Origin of the sequence: Francisella adeliensis (assembly GCF_003290445.1) — a bacterium.
In the GTDB taxonomy this organism is placed as follows: Bacteria; Pseudomonadota; Gammaproteobacteria; order Francisellales; family Francisellaceae; genus Francisella; species Francisella adeliensis.
This window is the reverse complement of the sequence record NZ_CP021781.1, coordinates 840,963-857,409: the sequence shown is the minus strand read 5'-3', so window position 1 is coordinate 857,409 and position 16,447 is coordinate 840,963. Positions and strand designations below refer to the sequence as shown.

Here is a 16,447-nt window from a genome sequence, read left to right as displayed (position 1 = left end):
AATATCTATTTTATAAAACAGATATTATTTCTTGTTTTTGCATTTTACTCAGCTACTTTACCATGACACTGTTTAAACTTTTTACCAGAGCCACAAGGACAAGGATCATTCCTTTTTACTTTAGGTCCTTCGCGTTTAACTTGCTGAACTTTTGGAGCTTCTTCTTGCTGTTCCTGCTGACCTTCTTGAGCTTCATTATTGTCTAAAACACTCTCATGCTCAGCATTAATATCACTCATAGACTCTTTCCACTCTTCCTGTGCTCTTTCTGTTTCTTCTTCTGATACTATGCGTATTTTAGCTAATGAAGAAATAACCTCATACTTAAAGTTATCTAACATACTAGAGAAAAGCTCAAATGCCTCTTTCTTATACTCATTTTTAGGATCTTTTTGAGCATATCCACGCAAATTAATACTATTTCTAAGATGATCAATAGCTCCTAAATGATCACGCCAATGAGTATCCATAGATTGCAGTAATGAGAATTTCTCAAAGTTTTTGACAACTTGAGGATCAAGGTTTTTAATCTTGTTTTCAAACTCAAATTTGATAGCCTCAACCACAGCATTTTTCAAATCTTCTTCTGTTAAGTTATCATTTTCTTCAAACAATGTTTGTAAATCTACTTCTATCATAAAGTCAGATTTTAACGCACCTTCAAGACCCGCAAGATCCCAAAGCTCAGGCATTGAACCTGCAGGCACATAATTATGAAATACTGTCTCAGCAACATCTATTCTAATATCATTTAATGTTTCTTTAACATCTTCAGCTTCTAAGAACGATTGTCTTTGCTCATAAATCACTTTTCGTTGAGTGTTTACAACATTATCATATTCAAGCAAGTTTTTACGAATATCAAAGTGATAACTTTCGACCTTTCCTTGAGCTTTAGATATAACTTTTGACATAAATCCAAAAGCTAGAGATTCTCCACCTTTCAAGCCTTTTTTAACTCTTTCAGCCATACCTTGTGATGCAAATATTCTAAGGAGATTATCATCCATAGATAAGTAAAACTTACTTTCACCTGGATCACCCTGACGAGCAGCACGGCCACGCAACTGGTTATCAATACGACGCGAATCATGCCTTTCAGAACCAATTATGCACAAACCACCTGCTTTCTTAACAAGATCATTTCGTTCTTGCCATTTAGCTTTTATTTCATCAATTTGCTCTTGAGTCGGCTCTTCTAGTTCAGCAACTTCTACTTCCCAGTTACCACCTAATATAATATCTGTACCACGACCTGCCATGTTTGTGGCAATAGTTACATTACCAGGATAACCTGCCATCGCAATAATACCTGCTTCTTTCTCATGCTGTTTTGCATTTAGAACGCTATGCTTGATTTTTTTCTTTTTCATCAAGGTAGATAAAATCTCTGATGCTTCAATAGATGCTGTACCGACTAATATAGGCTGACCTGTCTCAATACGATTTTTAATCTCAGTTACAACTGCATCAAATTTCTCACGCACACTACCATAAATTTCATCATGATGATCTTTTCTGATAAGTGGTTTGTTAGTTGGGATAATTATAACTTCTAGGTTATATATAGAATGTAATTCAAATGCTTCTGTATCAGCAGTACCAGTCATACCAGCAAGCTTATTGTATAATTTGAAGAAGTTTTGGAATGTTATAGATGCCATAGTCTGGTTTTCAGCGTTTATTTTAACACCTTCTTTAGCCTCTATAGCCTGATGTAAACCATCAGACCATCTACGCCCTGGCATAGCACGACCGGTACTTTCATCAATAATCACAACCTCTTGATCACGCACAATATAATCAACATTTAATTGATAAAGTGAATAAGCTCTCAAACAAGCATTTAAGTAATGCATTTTTGTGATATTGTGGGGACTATATAAATTATCACCTTCTTCAAGAATTCCTTCTTTCTTAAGCATTCCCTCAATCTTTGCATAACCATTTTCTGTTAAGAAAGCATTTTTAGACTTCTCATCAAGATAATAATCTTTACCCTCTTCACCTTCTTCTAACTCTTCTTTTTCTTGTTTTTCAAGATATGGAACTAATCTATTAAAAAGATTATACATTTCCGAACTATCATCAGATGCTCCTGAAATGATAAGTGGTGTTCTAGCTTCATCAATTAAGATTGAGTCAACCTCATCTATTATTACAAAATTACGACTTCTTTGTACTTGGTTTTCTTTTTCATAAGCCATATTATCGCGAAGATAGTCAAAACCAAACTCATTATTTGTACCATAAGTAATATCGCAAGCATAAGCTTCTTTTCTCTGCTCTGGATTTAAATCAGCAACAATCACACCTACGGAAAGACCTAGGAAGTGATAAATCTCACTCATAAGCTCAGCATCGCGTTTTGCAAGATAATCATTTACTGTAATTACATGTACACCTTCACCAGATATTGCATTTAAGTAAGCAGGAAGTGTAGCAACTAAAGTTTTACCTTCACCTGTACGCATCTCCGCAACCTTACCTTGATGAAGCACAACTCCACCAATAATCTGCACATCATAATGGCGCATGTTTTTTGTACGCTTTGAGGCTTCCCTTACTACTGCAAATGCCTCTGGCAATAAACTATCTAAAGACTGTCCTTTAGATAGTCTTTCTCTAAATTCAAGTGTCTTTGCTTTTAACTGATCATCTGAAAGCTTTTCATATTCACTCTCATAAGAATTTACTTTTTCAACTGTTTTAGATATTTTCTTGATGAATCTATCGTTACGACTACCAATTACTTTTTGAACTAAACCTAGCATTTTAAACCAACTTTTTATTAAAATTTATAGAAATATTAGAATCTAACACTACATTATATAGAGTTTGTAAGAAATTTAAATTAACATACTCGTATTAAGAGCTAATTTTGCAAATATAAAACAGATGAACACCTCCCGATTAAAAATAATAGTAGTTTTAATTACTGGTTTTACGATATTTGGTTGTTCATCTACAAATACAAAAGAACAATTTTCACCTTTTTCTAAAGAAAAGAAACATAAAGCTCCTAAAACATCTGAGAGCTATAATAACCCCTTTAAAAAGCCCATACCTCCAACTTGGATCGATAATACCCCAAATAATGATGATCTTTTTATTTATGGTGTAGGTGCCGGAGAAACTTTTAGTAAATCCATAAATAATGCTTTAGCCGATATGGCTCAAAGGCTTCAAGTTTCAGTATCTGCAAACACATCATTACAGACAATTTCTGAAAATAAAAATATTTCTCAAAGACTAATACAACAAGTATCAACTACTACAGCTCAAATTAGCGTGCCAAACTATAGTATAATTAACCAAACAAACTCTAATGGCACCACCTATGTTGAGTTGCAGGTTAACATTAAAGAAACTATAACAACCTTGCATAAAATCATTAAAGCTAATCTTGAAGAGTCAAAACTTCTTTTAAGCTCAATTGAAAATAAAAATTCCCTTACAAGATTTAATTTAACAAAAAAAATTGATAAAAATATAACCAAAATCAAAAGTAGCTTGAGAACCCTACTTATACTTAATCCAGATACAGATATTGCTACATATATGTATAGTTTGAATAACATAGATAATCAGAATCTAAATATTAAAAGAAATATAAATATTTATATAGATCGTAATAATAGTGGTTATTTCTATGATACTTTAAAAAAACATATTTTTGCTAATGGGTTTAATATCACTAAAAAGCAGTTATCTAATCTAAGTTTAACTCTTAAGTTAACTGATTACGATACATCAAATAAAGATTATAAATACTGCATAAATACTAAGCTAGAACTACAGATACAAGACAGCTTATCTAAACAGTTAAATACAGAATCATATAAAATAAAAACATGTTCAAAAAAAGGTCGGGATAACGCAATAACCAACGCATGTGATGAATTTTATTTTCAATTAAACAAAAACCATGAGTAATTAGGTATATGAGCATCAAAATAGTACCAGAGAAGCTAGACAAAATACAAAATCATAAAACTAGACATAAGATTAAAAACACCACCTATGCTAACAAAGAACTGATATCTCGAGCAAATCACTTAGCTTCTTCAAATGAGGTAGCAAATAAACAGCTTCATAAATTAAACATACCCTATTTACAAGATACCGACATTATCTATTACTCTGCTACCAAAATAATAGTTAGAAGCAATAAAGAAATACTAAAAGCTAAAATAAAAGAATTACACCAACAATTTATTGATATATTACAAAAACATACGATGTTTTCAAAATTACAGAAAATTGAAATTCAAATTGAATATGATCAAAATACCAAGAAAATTATTAAACAAGATAATACTCAAGCTAAAAAACAAATAAGTAAATTAAAAGAGAGTTTATCGTAAGGAAAAATAATGGAAGTTCATAGCAATAAACATCCTAAAGGAATATGGTTCGTAAGCATACTCTACATGTTTGAATATTTTAGTTTTTACGGCATGAGAGCTATATTTGTACTATATTTAATAAACCAACTTAAATTTACTGATCACTATTCTTATGCAATATATGGGGCTTTTACAGCATTAGCATACTTAGCCCCATTATTAGGTGGTGTAATTGCAGATAAAATACTTGGTTTTAGAAATGCTCTTATCTTAGGGGGTCTACTTATGACATGTGGGCATTTCATTCTAGGATTAGATCCTAACGATTTATTTTTTGTAGCTCTTGCGTTTATAATTTGTGGCTTTGGATACTTTGAAAGTAATATTGCATGCTTAGTAAATCAACTTTACCCTGAAAATCATCCCAAGCGAGATAGCGGATTTATATTACTATACCTAGGTGGTAATGCTGGAGGTACTCTTGCTCCAATAATTTGTGGATATGTAGCATATATGTTTGGCTATGAGTATGGTTTTAGTATAGCTGGTGTAGGTATGTTGATTGGTATACTAATCTTTATAGCAGGCTCAAAACATATACCAAATGTTATACCAAACTATAGTGAGAATCATATAAAAAGATTACTGAAAGGTCTATTTATAGCCTTGATTAGTTTTTGTATTATTGCTGTTGCAGTATTAGTTATTCAAAATGAATATGAAACATATCTTGTTAGTAGCGTATCCATAATAGCTACAATCGCATTTATAGCTTTAATACTAAAAAATAAGCAGCATAGCTCAAAACTTTTATTTGCAATTCCATTCATTATTTTTGCTCTATTATTTTGGGTTTTTGATGATATGATATTCACTTCATTTGAAGTATTCATAGATAGAAACATCTCCTCTCAAATAGCTGGGTTTACAATACCGGCCTCTGTACTGATATGTATCAACCCTTTAACTATAATTATTCTTGGAGTCATCATCTCAATTGCATGGCAGAAAAACAAACCTGCTCAAAACTACAAACAGATGATGCGCTTTTCTTTTGGTTTTATATTACAGTTTCTTTCATTTTCACTACTAGCTTTTTCAGCATACTTAGCAACAGCCACAGGAAAAAGTTCAATTATATGGGTAGCTATATCTATTTCTTTACTTGGTGCAGCAGAGCTATTTATAAATCCTATAGCACTATCAAACATCACAAAAGCAGGTGGAGCAAAATATGCAGGTTTTATGGCCGCATTATATACACTCTATACAAGTAGTATTGCTGAACTTAGCTCAGCTAAATTAGCTCAATTTTCAGCAGAACAAGATATATCAAAAGCACATGATTTAACTACTCAAGCAAAATTGTTTTTCAGATTGTTTGGTAGTATAGCAATTGCTCTTCTTGTAATAATAATTGTATGGTTAGGAATAACTATTTGTTATAAAGTGCTTCTACAGAAAAGAGAAATCTAAAGTTTGATTAAAAAAATTATAATTCTAAAGTTCCTAAGGCGACTTCCATCATTTTAGTAAAAGTATCTTGTCTTTCTTCTGATGTTGTTGTCTGAGCTGTTACTAAACAATCTGATATAGTCATTATAGCAGATGCTTCCATCGTAACTACTTGGCAGTTATACTCTTTATTGATATGTACAAAACGTCTGAGGTTAGATGATAATTATGGATTACTAGACACTATCTTTGTTTGGTTATTATCATGGAATATAGTGTTTACTAACTCTCTTGTTTCTTTTACATTATCACCAGTAACTACAATTGATGGTTTTAGTTCTTTATATAGTTTTTGTAGTTCATCACCATCTGTTAGAGGTGTTTGTCTTTTATACTGCTGTATCTCTGGTTTAAGTCTTTCTAAAAAGAGGTTAGCCATTAAAGGTCCTTGTAATATATATTGAGTTTTATTTGTCTTTATTCCTTTAGTATCATTTTTTATAATGCTATCAACTACAGGATAGTGCGTACAAAACTCACCAAATACATCAATTTTTGTACCTGCTGGAATTATAGTTTTTAATAACTTCAAATCACGAAAAACTATTTCTTCTTTTACTTTCTTTGATGCTCCATGCTCAATAAGATCAACCCAGTTTGCAGGAGCAAGCTGATAGATAAATATCTTTTTATTGCCAAATTCAATGGTGCTTACTCTAGTTAGAGATGTTATATCTTCTTTTATATTTTTCTTATACCATCTATCTTGGACTATTTTTGTAATCTTCTGTGATGTTAATTTTCCACCATAAAGTTTTGCTAAAGCTTCTGGATAAGCTTTTGATTTCAATGTTGCTGGAGTCGATATTATAGATATATTTGCTACATTTTGCTTGGATAATACAGGTTTTAGCAAGTTTTTGACACGATTAGTCGATGCTGAAATAACATAAGATATACTCTTACTTTTAGAGTCGCCATACATAGAATCAATAATGCTATTTGCCTGATTTCTTCTTGTTGATGCTGTATTACATGCAACAAAAGTCATATCTGGAGTCCCAGCTTGAAAAATATCACTAAGATTAAATGCTGTAAAGAAACCAATAGCTTCTGGCTCTTTTTCTCCATAGGGAGCATTTTTTGTATCACCTAAATGTGAAATTTTAAATGATACATCATAATCTTTAACAACCTCTTTTGCTTTTTCTTCTATGGCTTTAGCTGTAAAGAAACCTCCAAACCCAGAATCAAAAGTTTGGATATGATATTCCTTTTGTGAAGCAAGTAATACCGAAGGTATAAGCAAAAATAATGCTAAAATCAACCTGAATTTTGTATTTCTTATAAAAACCATAAGTGTAATAATTAAGTTAATATAGTATGTTGTTTGATAATACCAAATATAAAATTTAAAACATAGTTATTTAATAGTAAAATATTAAACCTAATAATTAATAGAAATTTGCTCAAAGATAAGTAAGCTCTTTAGATAGTATCAACTATTAGAAATAACGATAAAACGACTACAGAAAGAAAGGTAAATTTTGATTAAAAAAAATTATAATTATAATTCTAGAGTTCCTAAGGCAACTTCCATCATTTTAGTAAAAGTATCTTGTCTTTCTTCTGATGTTGTTGTCTGACCTGTGACCAAACAATCTGATATAGTCATTATAGCAGATGCTTTCTTACCTAACGCTTTAGCAACTGAAAATAAAGCTGCTGTTTCCATCTCAACTACTTGGCAATTATGTTCTTTATTGATAGATACAAAATCATTAAAGTTTTTTCTATAAAACACATCTGTACAGTGTGCTTTAACTTTTTTTAATTCTGTATTTTGTTGTTTAGCTGATGTTTCAAGAGCTTTGTTTAGCAGGTTACTAGGTTTGATATCTTTAACCTTCTCACCTGTTACAATCTCAATAAAGTCAGATTCACCATAAGCCTCTTCAATAAGCACCACATCATAAACTTTATAGTCAGCATCATATGAACCACATGATCCTATACGAATAATACTATCAACATCATAGTCCTTAAATAACTCATTTGCATAGATACCCATACTTGGCATACCCATTCCTGAGCCCATTACACTTACTTTATGACCTTTAAATGTTCCAGTATATGCAAACATATTCCTTACATTATTAATCTTTTCTACATTTTCAAGGTAGTTCTCTGCTATAAACCTAGCTCTTAGTGGATCTCCTGGCATAATTACTGTTTTAGCAAATTGATCTTTATTTGTAACTTCTATATGTGGGGTTGGTAATGACATGACTTATTCCTCGCTACTCTATTTTAAACTAATTAATCTTGATTGTTTTCATCATTTTTTATTTCTTCAATTTCTGGAGCTACTACAACACCCTCTTCTTTAGGCTTATAACTATCCCCATAATCACCAGGTTCTCTAACTTCACGACGCTCCATCAAGTCATCAACTTGCATAGCATCTATAGTTTCATATTTCATCAGTGCTTCAGACATAGAGTGAAGTATATCAACATTTTCTTCAAGTACTTTTTTAGCTCTAGCATAGCTAGAATCTATAAGCTTGCGAACCTCTTTATCAACTTCTTGAAGGGTATTATCAGAAAGTTTAGCAGACTTACCGCCACTTCCACCAAATGGCCCATCATCTTCCACGTCGTACAAAATAGTACCCATAGCATCAGATAAACCCCATTTGGCCACATAATTTCTAGCTATATCTGTAGCCACTTGTATATCATTAGATGCACCAGTAGTTACATGATCATAACCAAATATAAGTTCCTCAGCTAATCTACCTCCAAAAATACTACATAATCTACCTTGAAGAATAAGTCTACTTTGACTCACAGTATCACCATCCGGCATATACATAGTAACACCTAAAGCACGACCTCGTGGGATAATACTAACTTTATATACAGGATCATGTTCCGGCATCAATCTACCAATAATAGCATGACCTGCTTCATGATAAGCCGTAAGCTTTTTCTCTTTCTCAGTCATTGCCATAGATCTTCTTTCAGATCCCATCAATATCTTATCTTTTGCCTGCTCAAATTCCGCCATTGTTACAACTTCTTTTGATTCACGCGCAGCAAATAAAGCAGCTTCATTTACAAGGTTTGCAAGTTCAGCACCAGAAAAGCCAGGTGTTCCACGAGCAATCCAATCTGCTCTAATATCATCACCTGTAGTGATTTTCTTCATGTGAACTTTAAGTATAGCTTCACGACCTTTAACTGTCGGTAAGCCTACATTTACTTGTCTATCAAAACGACCAGGTCTTAAAAGTGCATTATCTAGCACATCTGGTCTATTAGTAGCAGCAATTACAATTACACCTTCATTATCTGCAAAACCATCCATTTCTACAAGTAGTTGGTTAAGAGTTTGCTCACGCTCATCATTACCACCACCCATACCTGAGCCACGATGACGACCAACTGCATCTATCTCATCAATAAATACCAAGCATGGAGCTTTTTTCTTTGCTTGTTCAAACATGTCTCGTACTCTTGAAGCACCAACACCAACAAACATCTCAACAAAATCTGAGCCTGAGATTGAGAAAAATGGTACTTTAGCTTCACCTGCAATTGCTCTTGCAAGCAATGTTTTACCAGTACCAGGAGGTCCAACCATAAGTACACCTTTTGGTATTTTACCACCAATTTTTTCATACTTTTTAGGCTCACGTAAAAAGTCAACTATCTCGCCGACTTCTTCTTTTGCTTCTTCTACACCAGCCACATCATCAAGAGTTACTTTAATTTGATCTTCACCTAGCAGCTTAGCTTTACTTTTACCTACAGAGAAAGGACCTCCCTTTCCGCCTCCGCCAGCTTTCATCATCATAAAGATGAAGAAACCAAATATAAGTAGCATAGGTAACCAGTTAAGTAAAAACGCCACAAATAAATTAGGTTTTTGTGGTGCTTTAGCCTTAATTGCTGTTTTGCTATCTTCAAGCTTATTTACAAGACTACTATCTAGTAAAGGTGCGTATGTTACAAAATCTTCACCAGAGCTTGTCTTTCCGGTTATTGTTCTCCCATCAACATCTACAGAAGTAATGCCATTATCTTTTAACTTTGATACAAATGTTGAGTAATTAATGCTCTTTGACGAATTAGTCGATTCATTTACACCATTAAATAGTAGTAACATACCACCAATAATTAAGATCCAAAAAACAATATTTTTCATCATATTGTTCTTATTGTCGTTTTTATCTGCCATATTGTTTATTTATGCCCTTTTAATTTTAGAAATTAAATTGATTTTTGACTAGTATACTATATTAAAAAAAATGCTTTTTAGCTAGTCGTTTTATATCTATACGATAAAAATTAAGCATTTTTAATTTATTTAGTTATAAAATTAATTACAACATATCTTGAAGATATTTCCCAGTATAAGATTCTTTACATTTTATAATATCTTCAGGTACTCCTTCAAATATTATTTGTCCACCCTTATTACCGCCCTCTGGTCCAAGATCTATTAGCCAATCTGCCATTTTTATCACATCAAGATTATGCTCAATGATAATCACAGTATTACCTTTATCACGCAAGCTTGTAATAACTTTAAGCAACTGATGAATATCATAAAAATGAAGTCCTGTTGTAGGCTCATCCATTATATATAAAGTCTTGCCTGTCGAGCGTTTTGCTAGCTCTTTTGCTAATTTCACTCGTTGAGCTTCACCACCAGAAAGTGTAGTAGCACTTTGACCTAATTTTATATAAGAAAGTCCTACACTCATCAATGCTTCGAGCTTGCTTTTAATGCTTGGTACAGCATCATAAAATTTCAAACCTTCCTCAACTGTCATATCAAGTACTTCGTAAATATTTTTACCTTTATAATGTACAGATAAAGTTTCACGATTATATCGTTTACCATTACATACATCACAAGCTACATATACATCTGCCAAGAAATGCAGCTCTACTTTTATGACACCATCACCTTGGCAAGCTTCACACCTACCACCTCTCACATTAAAACTGAATCTACCAGGGCTATAGCCTCTTGCTCGAGATTCAGCTGTTGCAGCAAACATTTCTCTAATTGGTGTAAATACACCTGTATAAGTTGCAGGGTTTGATCTTGGAGTTCTTCCAATTGGTGACTGGTCAATATCTATAACTTTATCTAAGTGATTAAAACCTTTATGAGACTTATATTCCATAGGTACTAAGCTACTTCTATTTAAAAGCCTTGATGCTAATGGATATAGGGTTTTATTTATTAGCGTAGATTTACCAGAGCCTGACACACCTGTTACACAAGTAAGTACTCCCATAGGTATTTTTAAATCATCGCCATGAAGGTTATTACCTGTAGCTCCTTTAATTTCAAGATAATTATTACTTTTAGCTTTTAATCTTTTCTTAGGAACTTCAATTTTTTTACGACCACTTAAATAATCTGCTGTAAGTGATTTCTTATTTTTAATGATAGTATCATATGTCCCTGCAGCAACGACTTCACCACCATGAACACCCGCCATAGGTCCCATATCAATAACAAAATCAGCTTGCTTAATCGCATCCTCATCATGCTCAACAACAATTACAGTGTTGCCTAAATCTTTAAGATTATGCAGTGCATCTAACAGGCGTTGATTATCTCGCTGATGAAGTCCTATAGATGGTTCATCAAGGATATACATCACCCCAACTAAACCTGCACCAATTTGACTCGCTAACCTAATTCTCTGAGCCTCACCACCAGACAGTGTATCTGCTTGGCGCGAAAGTGATAAGTATTCAAGCCCAACATTTTGTAAAAATGTAACACGAAGTTTTATCTCTTTAAGAAGGTTTTCTGCTATTTTTTGCTGTTGTCCAACAAACTTTAATCCATCAAGCCAACTTAATAAATCTTCAATAGATAATGCACAAATATCTGCAATATTTTTTTCAGCTATAAAAATATTACGAGCATATTCGCCAACTCTAGCTCCACCACAAGTTTTACATTTAAGGTTACTCATATATTCATAAAGGTCTTTTTTGACCATATCTGAATCTGATTCATAATAACGACGCTCAAAATGAGGAATAACTCCCTCAAAAGTTTTTGACCTAGTTTGTCTGCCACCACGAATTGAGTCGATAGTCATTTCTATAATTTCATTACCAGAACCATAAAGTATGATGTTTTGTAATTCTGTCGAAAGCTTTTCAAAAGGAGTTTCTAAAGAGAACTTATAATGTTTTGCTAAAGATTCTAGTTGAGAATAATAGTATTGATTACCCTTGCTCCACTTAACTATTGCTCCAACTTTCAACGATAATGATTTATCAACAATAACTTTTTGTTCATCAAAAAATTCTTTAACACCTAGTCCATCACAACTTGTACAAGCTCCTAAAGGACTATTGAATGAGAATATTCTCGGTGTTAACTCTTTTAATGCAAAATTACATAGTGGGCAAGCATGCTTTGAAGAAAATAATACATCTTGAAAATTTTCTTCATTCATATTTGCAACTTTAATAATACCATTACCCAAGTCTAAAGCCGTTTCTATAGATTCAGCTATACGCTGGTCATTATCTTTTTTAGGTTTAAAGCGATCGACAACTACATCTATATTATGTTTCTTATAGCGATCTAATTCTGGGTGCTCTTCATCAAGGTTATAAAACTCGCCATTTATGCGTACTCTTATATATCCTTGAGAAAGAATTTTTTCCATTAGGGTATTATGCGTTCCCTTTTTCTCAGATACAACTGGTGCCAATATCATAAGCCTCGTACTATCATCAAACTCTAAAACTTTATCAACCATTTGGCTAACAGTTTGTGCTTTTAGCTCTATATGATGAGTAGGACACTTTGGACTTCCCGCTCTAGCAAAAAACACTCTTAGATAGTCATAAATTTCAGTTACAGTTCCAACTGTAGAACGCGGGTTATGAGAAGTGGTTTTTTGATCAATAGATATTGCTGGTGAAAGCCCTTCTATATGCTCAACCTCTGGCTTATCCATCATTGACAAAAATTGCCTAGCATAAGATGATAGTGACTCCACATACCTTCTTTGCCCTTCAGCATAAAGAGTATCGAATGCTAATGATGACTTACCTGAACCACTTAAACCTGTGATTACAGTAAGTTTATCTCTAGGTATTTCAACATCAATATTTTTAAGATTATGTGTTTTAGCACCATTAATGATAATTTTTTTCATAGATAGACTTAAAATAGGTTTTGAGAAAAGATAGATTTAGATATACTGCACTTCAACGACTTCGTAAGTAACTTTACCTTTAGGAGTGTCAAGAACAAACTCATCTCCTTCCTCTTTCTTTATTAGAGATCTTGCTAAAGGTGCTATTACTGATATTTTATTGTGCTCAATATCTGCTTCATCTTCACCTACGATCTGATAAGTTGTCTCTTCTTCAGTTTTTATATTTATCACTGTAACTGTAGCTCCAAAGACAACCATACCATTCACATTTAACTTAGTAACATCTATTACCTGAGCATTTGAAAGCTTAGCTTCAATATCTTTAATACGTCCTTCGATAATACCCTGTCTTTCACGAGCTGCATGATACTCAGCATTTTCTTTCAAATCACCATGATCTCGAGCATCTGCTATTGCAGTTATTATTGTTGGTCTTTCAACTTTTTTAAGTTGATTCAACTCTTCTCTTAAAGCATTTTCTCCCGCTGGAGTCATTGGTATTCTATCGTTTGACATTATTTTCTCCTTTATAAAAATAAAAAACTAACTACTACAAGTAAAAGTTGTTCCGTTTCTAGTTGCTTCATCTGTATATATTGTTCTACCGACTATATTTGTAATCAGTGCCGCCTGATATTTATTATCCCTATCACAATAAACAACATTACCATTACCATTAACCATAAAACCATTTGGCTTTATCTCTATTTCATTACCTGTATTAAAATTTAAATAAATATGTTCACCATGACCTTCAGCTAAGTTTGCGATAACAGTATCTTCATTATTATTATAGTTTTCTGATCCATCTGTACTCTCAAAGGCCACTATTGCACTATCTCCCCACGAAGAACTATCAGAGCAATTAAAACATGTATCTCCATTACATTCTGAACCAGTTGCAAGCTTACCATTACCATCAAAACTATTAGATGCTGCAGCACATATAATAACTGTAGTACCATCTGTTCTTGCTCTAATAACAGAATATTCAATAAGCTTTTGTAAATTCGTTAATCGTGTTTGAGCAAACGTTTTATAGTAGAAAGTAAAAGAGCTTATTGCAGCCATCATTAATATAGTCATAATAGCTATTACTACCATCAACTCTACTAATGAAAAACCTTTTCTTTTACTATTAATCATCCTACCTGTTTACCTTAGCTATTAAATTTTTAGTTGATTGGTCTAACTCTTTAAATTCATTCGAGTCCATATCTTCCATAGCTTTCAAAATATTTTTACCAAGCTTTTTACCAAGCTCAACACCCCATTGATCGTAACTATTTATGTCCCACAATACACCTTGGACAAATATCTTATGCTCATATAAAGCAATCAATGCACCCAAGTTATAAGGATTTAATTCCTCTAGAAGAATCGTACTACTAGGTCTATTGCCAGGTATGACTTTATGAGGGGCTATTTTTTTAGCTTCTACATCTGTCATACCAGATTTTAACAGCTCATTATATACCATTTGATATGATTGTCCAAACATTAGCGCCTGAGACTGAGCAAAGCAGTTTGCTAACAAGGCTTCTTGATGATTATCGTATTTATGGTAACTATTTGCCACAGCAATAAAATCTACTGGTATGAAAACATTACCTTGATGTAATAACTGATGAAAAGCATGCTGACCATTTGTACCAACTCCACCCCAAAGAACTGTTGCTGTTTGATAGTCAACAGTTTCACCATCAAGATTTACTGACTTACCATTACTCTCCATATCTGCTTGTTGTAGATAGTCCATAAAGTAACATAATCTTTCATCATACGGCAGCAATGCTTGAGACTGAGCATTATATTCACAACCATAAAAATTTGTTAAAAGAGCCATAATCACTGGAATATTTTTCTCAAAACTAGCTTCTTGAAAATGCTTATCTATAGATTCAGCACCAGCTAAAAGTTTCTCAAAATTATCATAACCTACCGCAAAAGCTATCGACATACCAATAGATGACCATAGAGAGTATCTACCACCAACCCAGTCCCACATTTTATAGCAATGTTCCAGATCTATACCAAACTCTTCAACCTTATCAAGCTTACTAGAGATTGCGACAAAATGATTAGCTACAGATTTGTCATTTTCATAATGATCAAGTAACCACTCTCTCGCAGACATAGAATTTAAAAGAGTTTCTTCTGTAGAAAAAGATTTAGATGCCACAATGAAGAGTGTAGTCTCAGGATGCACTACATGAAGTGCTTGCAAAAGAGAATCTGCATCAACATTTGAAACAAAGTGAATATTTAAATCTGTGTGATATGGTTTTAGTGCTCTTGCAACCATCTTAGGACCTAAATCAGAACCTCCGATACCTATATTAACAACATCTGTTATTTTTTTACCTGAAAATCCTAACCATTCACCAGTGGTTACTTTTCTAACCAATTCTTTTACTCGAGCTTTTTCTTTCTGTACTTCTTTAGCAACATCCTCACCGTCAACACATATGCCTATATTAGATGAGCTACGCAAAGCTGTATGTAAAACAGCTCTATCCTCAGTAAGATTAATCTTCTCACCACTAAACATTGCTTGAATTTTGGCTTTTAACCCTGAATTTTTAGCTAGATTTATAAGCTCATTAAAAGCGTCATCATCTATAAGGTTTTTTGAAAAATCATAAAAAATTTCTTCATGAGTTATAGAAAATTTTTCTAAACGATTACTGTCATCAGCAAACTCTTGTTTCAGGTTAACATTGTTTAAACTCTTTTCTTTTAATTTTTTACAAAACTGCATTTAAGCGATCCTTATATTTTTTATGCGATATAAATAATAAAATTTTTCCATTTGAGTAAGATATGCTCACATCATTTTCTATAGCATAGTTTCTAATACCTGTTGCCACACCAAATTCTAAATCTTCTCCATTCAATGGATACTTCAAACCATTATAATATATATTCTTAACACAGCCAAAAGGCATTATTGAAAACATTTTTCCTTCAACATCTTTAATCATGAATTTTTTAGGGATAAAAAAATATCGAGAATATCCATCAACGAATTCTATAGCTATTTTCTGTGCATATAATTTTGCTATAGACATATTTGCTAGAAAGTGATCCATCTCACCTTCTGAAGCTCCAAATACTACTACTTTAGAAAATCTAAGCTTCAACAAATATTCTAATGATTTTTCAAAGTCTGTTGAATATTGATCGTGATCAACTAAAAACAAATCATTATCCTCAGCTTTATATGAATCAAAATCTCCAATCACTCTTTTTATTTTAGGACTTATAAATTCTGAAGCTTTTACTTTATTATATGCCCCATCAGCACAATATACAGATTGCATAGGGAAATTTTCAGAGATATAACTTTCACAAAAAGAAACATCCACTTTTCCATTTAAAAAAAGTATCGCTGTATTTTTAAGTTCAGGATGCATCTAATTTAGAA

At 32.7% G+C, this 16,447-nt stretch carries 13 protein-coding genes; 3 read left to right on the top strand and 10 right to left on the bottom strand.

Annotated features, from left to right (window positions below):
* Positions 1-44: 44 nt before the first annotated feature.
* Positions 45-2,774 (bottom strand): preprotein translocase subunit SecA, encoded by a 2,730-nt coding sequence (gene secA / locus CDH04_RS04175; RefSeq protein ID WP_112869827.1) that lies wholly within the window; start codon positions 2,772-2,774, stop codon positions 45-47.
* A gap of 124 nt (positions 2,775-2,898) precedes the next feature.
* Here secA and CDH04_RS04170 point away from each other — a divergent pair, with 124 nt between their 5' ends.
* From CDH04_RS04170 to CDH04_RS04160, 3 genes are read left to right on the top strand one after another with little or no spacing between them, the layout of a single operon-like run.
* Entirely contained in the window at positions 2,899-3,936 is a 1,038-nt protein-coding gene (locus CDH04_RS04170; protein WP_112869826.1) for an LPP20 family lipoprotein, read from the top strand.
* Between the two features lie 8 nt (positions 3,937-3,944).
* A complete protein-coding gene (locus tag CDH04_RS04165; RefSeq protein ID WP_112869825.1) occupies positions 3,945-4,367 on the top strand; it encodes a hypothetical protein in 423 nt (140 codons plus the stop codon).
* A 9-nt stretch (positions 4,368-4,376) separates the two neighbouring features.
* Positions 4,377-5,825 (top strand): peptide MFS transporter, encoded by a 1,449-nt coding sequence (locus CDH04_RS04160; protein WP_112869824.1) that lies wholly within the window; start codon positions 4,377-4,379, stop codon positions 5,823-5,825.
* A gap of 16 nt (positions 5,826-5,841) precedes the next feature.
* On the opposite strand, the gene CDH04_RS10035 is transcribed toward CDH04_RS04160, so the two are convergent.
* The 9 genes from CDH04_RS10035 to CDH04_RS04115 form a co-directional block, all read right to left on the bottom strand.
* A complete protein-coding gene (locus tag CDH04_RS10035; protein ID WP_265575282.1) occupies positions 5,842-5,967 on the bottom strand; it encodes a hypothetical protein in 126 nt (41 codons plus the stop codon).
* Positions 5,968-6,030: 63 nt separating this feature from the next.
* Positions 6,031-7,161: a hypothetical protein gene (locus tag CDH04_RS04150; protein WP_112869823.1), complete on the bottom strand. Its 1,131-nt coding sequence runs from the start codon at positions 7,159-7,161 to the stop codon at positions 6,031-6,033.
* Positions 7,162-7,371: 210 nt separating this feature from the next.
* Complete coding sequence (deoD, locus tag CDH04_RS04145; protein ID WP_112869822.1) at positions 7,372-8,091, bottom strand: purine-nucleoside phosphorylase; 720 nt, start codon at positions 8,089-8,091, stop codon at positions 7,372-7,374.
* Between the two features lie 32 nt (positions 8,092-8,123).
* On the bottom strand, positions 8,124-10,049 hold the full coding sequence (gene ftsH / locus CDH04_RS04140; protein ID WP_162699195.1) for an ATP-dependent zinc metalloprotease FtsH: 1,926 nt from the start codon (positions 10,047-10,049) through the stop codon (positions 8,124-8,126).
* 145 nt (positions 10,050-10,194) lie between these two features.
* A complete protein-coding gene (uvrA, locus tag CDH04_RS04135) occupies positions 10,195-13,017 on the bottom strand; it encodes an excinuclease ABC subunit UvrA (protein ID WP_112869821.1) in 2,823 nt (940 codons plus the stop codon).
* A 36-nt stretch (positions 13,018-13,053) separates the two neighbouring features.
* Entirely contained in the window at positions 13,054-13,536 is a 483-nt protein-coding gene (gene greA / locus CDH04_RS04130) for a transcription elongation factor GreA (protein ID WP_112869820.1), read from the bottom strand.
* Positions 13,537-13,563: 27 nt separating this feature from the next.
* Positions 13,564-14,166 (bottom strand): pilus assembly FimT family protein, encoded by a 603-nt coding sequence (locus tag CDH04_RS04125; protein ID WP_112869819.1) that lies wholly within the window; start codon positions 14,164-14,166, stop codon positions 13,564-13,566.
* Position 14,167: 1 nt separating this feature from the next.
* Positions 14,168-15,781, bottom strand: a complete 1,614-nt coding sequence (pgi, locus tag CDH04_RS04120) for a glucose-6-phosphate isomerase (protein ID WP_112869818.1) — start codon at positions 15,779-15,781, stop codon at positions 14,168-14,170.
* Entirely contained in the window at positions 15,768-16,436 is a 669-nt protein-coding gene (locus CDH04_RS04115) for a thiamine diphosphokinase (protein WP_112869817.1), read from the bottom strand. Before CDH04_RS04115 ends, pgi begins: the two co-directional genes overlap by 14 nt.
* Between the last annotated feature and the right edge of the window lie 11 nt (positions 16,437-16,447).

Excerpts from the sequence above, each read along its gene's own strand:
- CDH04_RS04125 (WP_112869819.1), bottom strand. The coding sequence starts at position 14,166 with ATGATTAATAGTAAAAGAAAAGGTTTTTCATTAGTAGAGTTGATGGTA.
- ftsH (WP_162699195.1), bottom strand. The coding sequence starts at position 10,049 with ATGGCAGATAAAAACGACAATAAGAACAATATGATGAAAAATATTGTT.
- deoD (WP_112869822.1), bottom strand. The coding sequence starts at position 8,091 with ATGTCATTACCAACCCCACATATAGAAGTTACAAATAAAGATCAATTT.
- CDH04_RS04160 (WP_112869824.1), top strand. The coding sequence starts at position 4,377 with ATGGAAGTTCATAGCAATAAACATCCTAAAGGAATATGGTTCGTAAGC.
- greA (WP_112869820.1), bottom strand. The coding sequence starts at position 13,536 with ATGTCAAACGATAGAATACCAATGACTCCAGCGGGAGAAAATGCTTTA.
- CDH04_RS04115 (WP_112869817.1), bottom strand. The coding sequence starts at position 16,436 with ATGCATCCTGAACTTAAAAATACAGCGATACTTTTTTTAAATGGAAAA.
- uvrA (WP_112869821.1), bottom strand. The coding sequence starts at position 13,017 with ATGAAAAAAATTATCATTAATGGTGCTAAAACACATAATCTTAAAAAT.
- CDH04_RS04165 (WP_112869825.1), top strand. The coding sequence starts at position 3,945 with ATGAGCATCAAAATAGTACCAGAGAAGCTAGACAAAATACAAAATCAT.
- CDH04_RS04170 (WP_112869826.1), top strand. The coding sequence starts at position 2,899 with ATGAACACCTCCCGATTAAAAATAATAGTAGTTTTAATTACTGGTTTT.
- CDH04_RS10035 (WP_265575282.1), bottom strand. The coding sequence starts at position 5,967 with ATGGAAGCATCTGCTATAATGACTATATCAGATTGTTTAGTAACAGCT.
- CDH04_RS04150 (WP_112869823.1), bottom strand. The coding sequence starts at position 7,161 with ATGGTTTTTATAAGAAATACAAAATTCAGGTTGATTTTAGCATTATTT.
- secA (WP_112869827.1), bottom strand. The coding sequence starts at position 2,774 with ATGCTAGGTTTAGTTCAAAAAGTAATTGGTAGTCGTAACGATAGATTC.
- pgi (WP_112869818.1), bottom strand. The coding sequence starts at position 15,781 with ATGCAGTTTTGTAAAAAATTAAAAGAAAAGAGTTTAAACAATGTTAAC.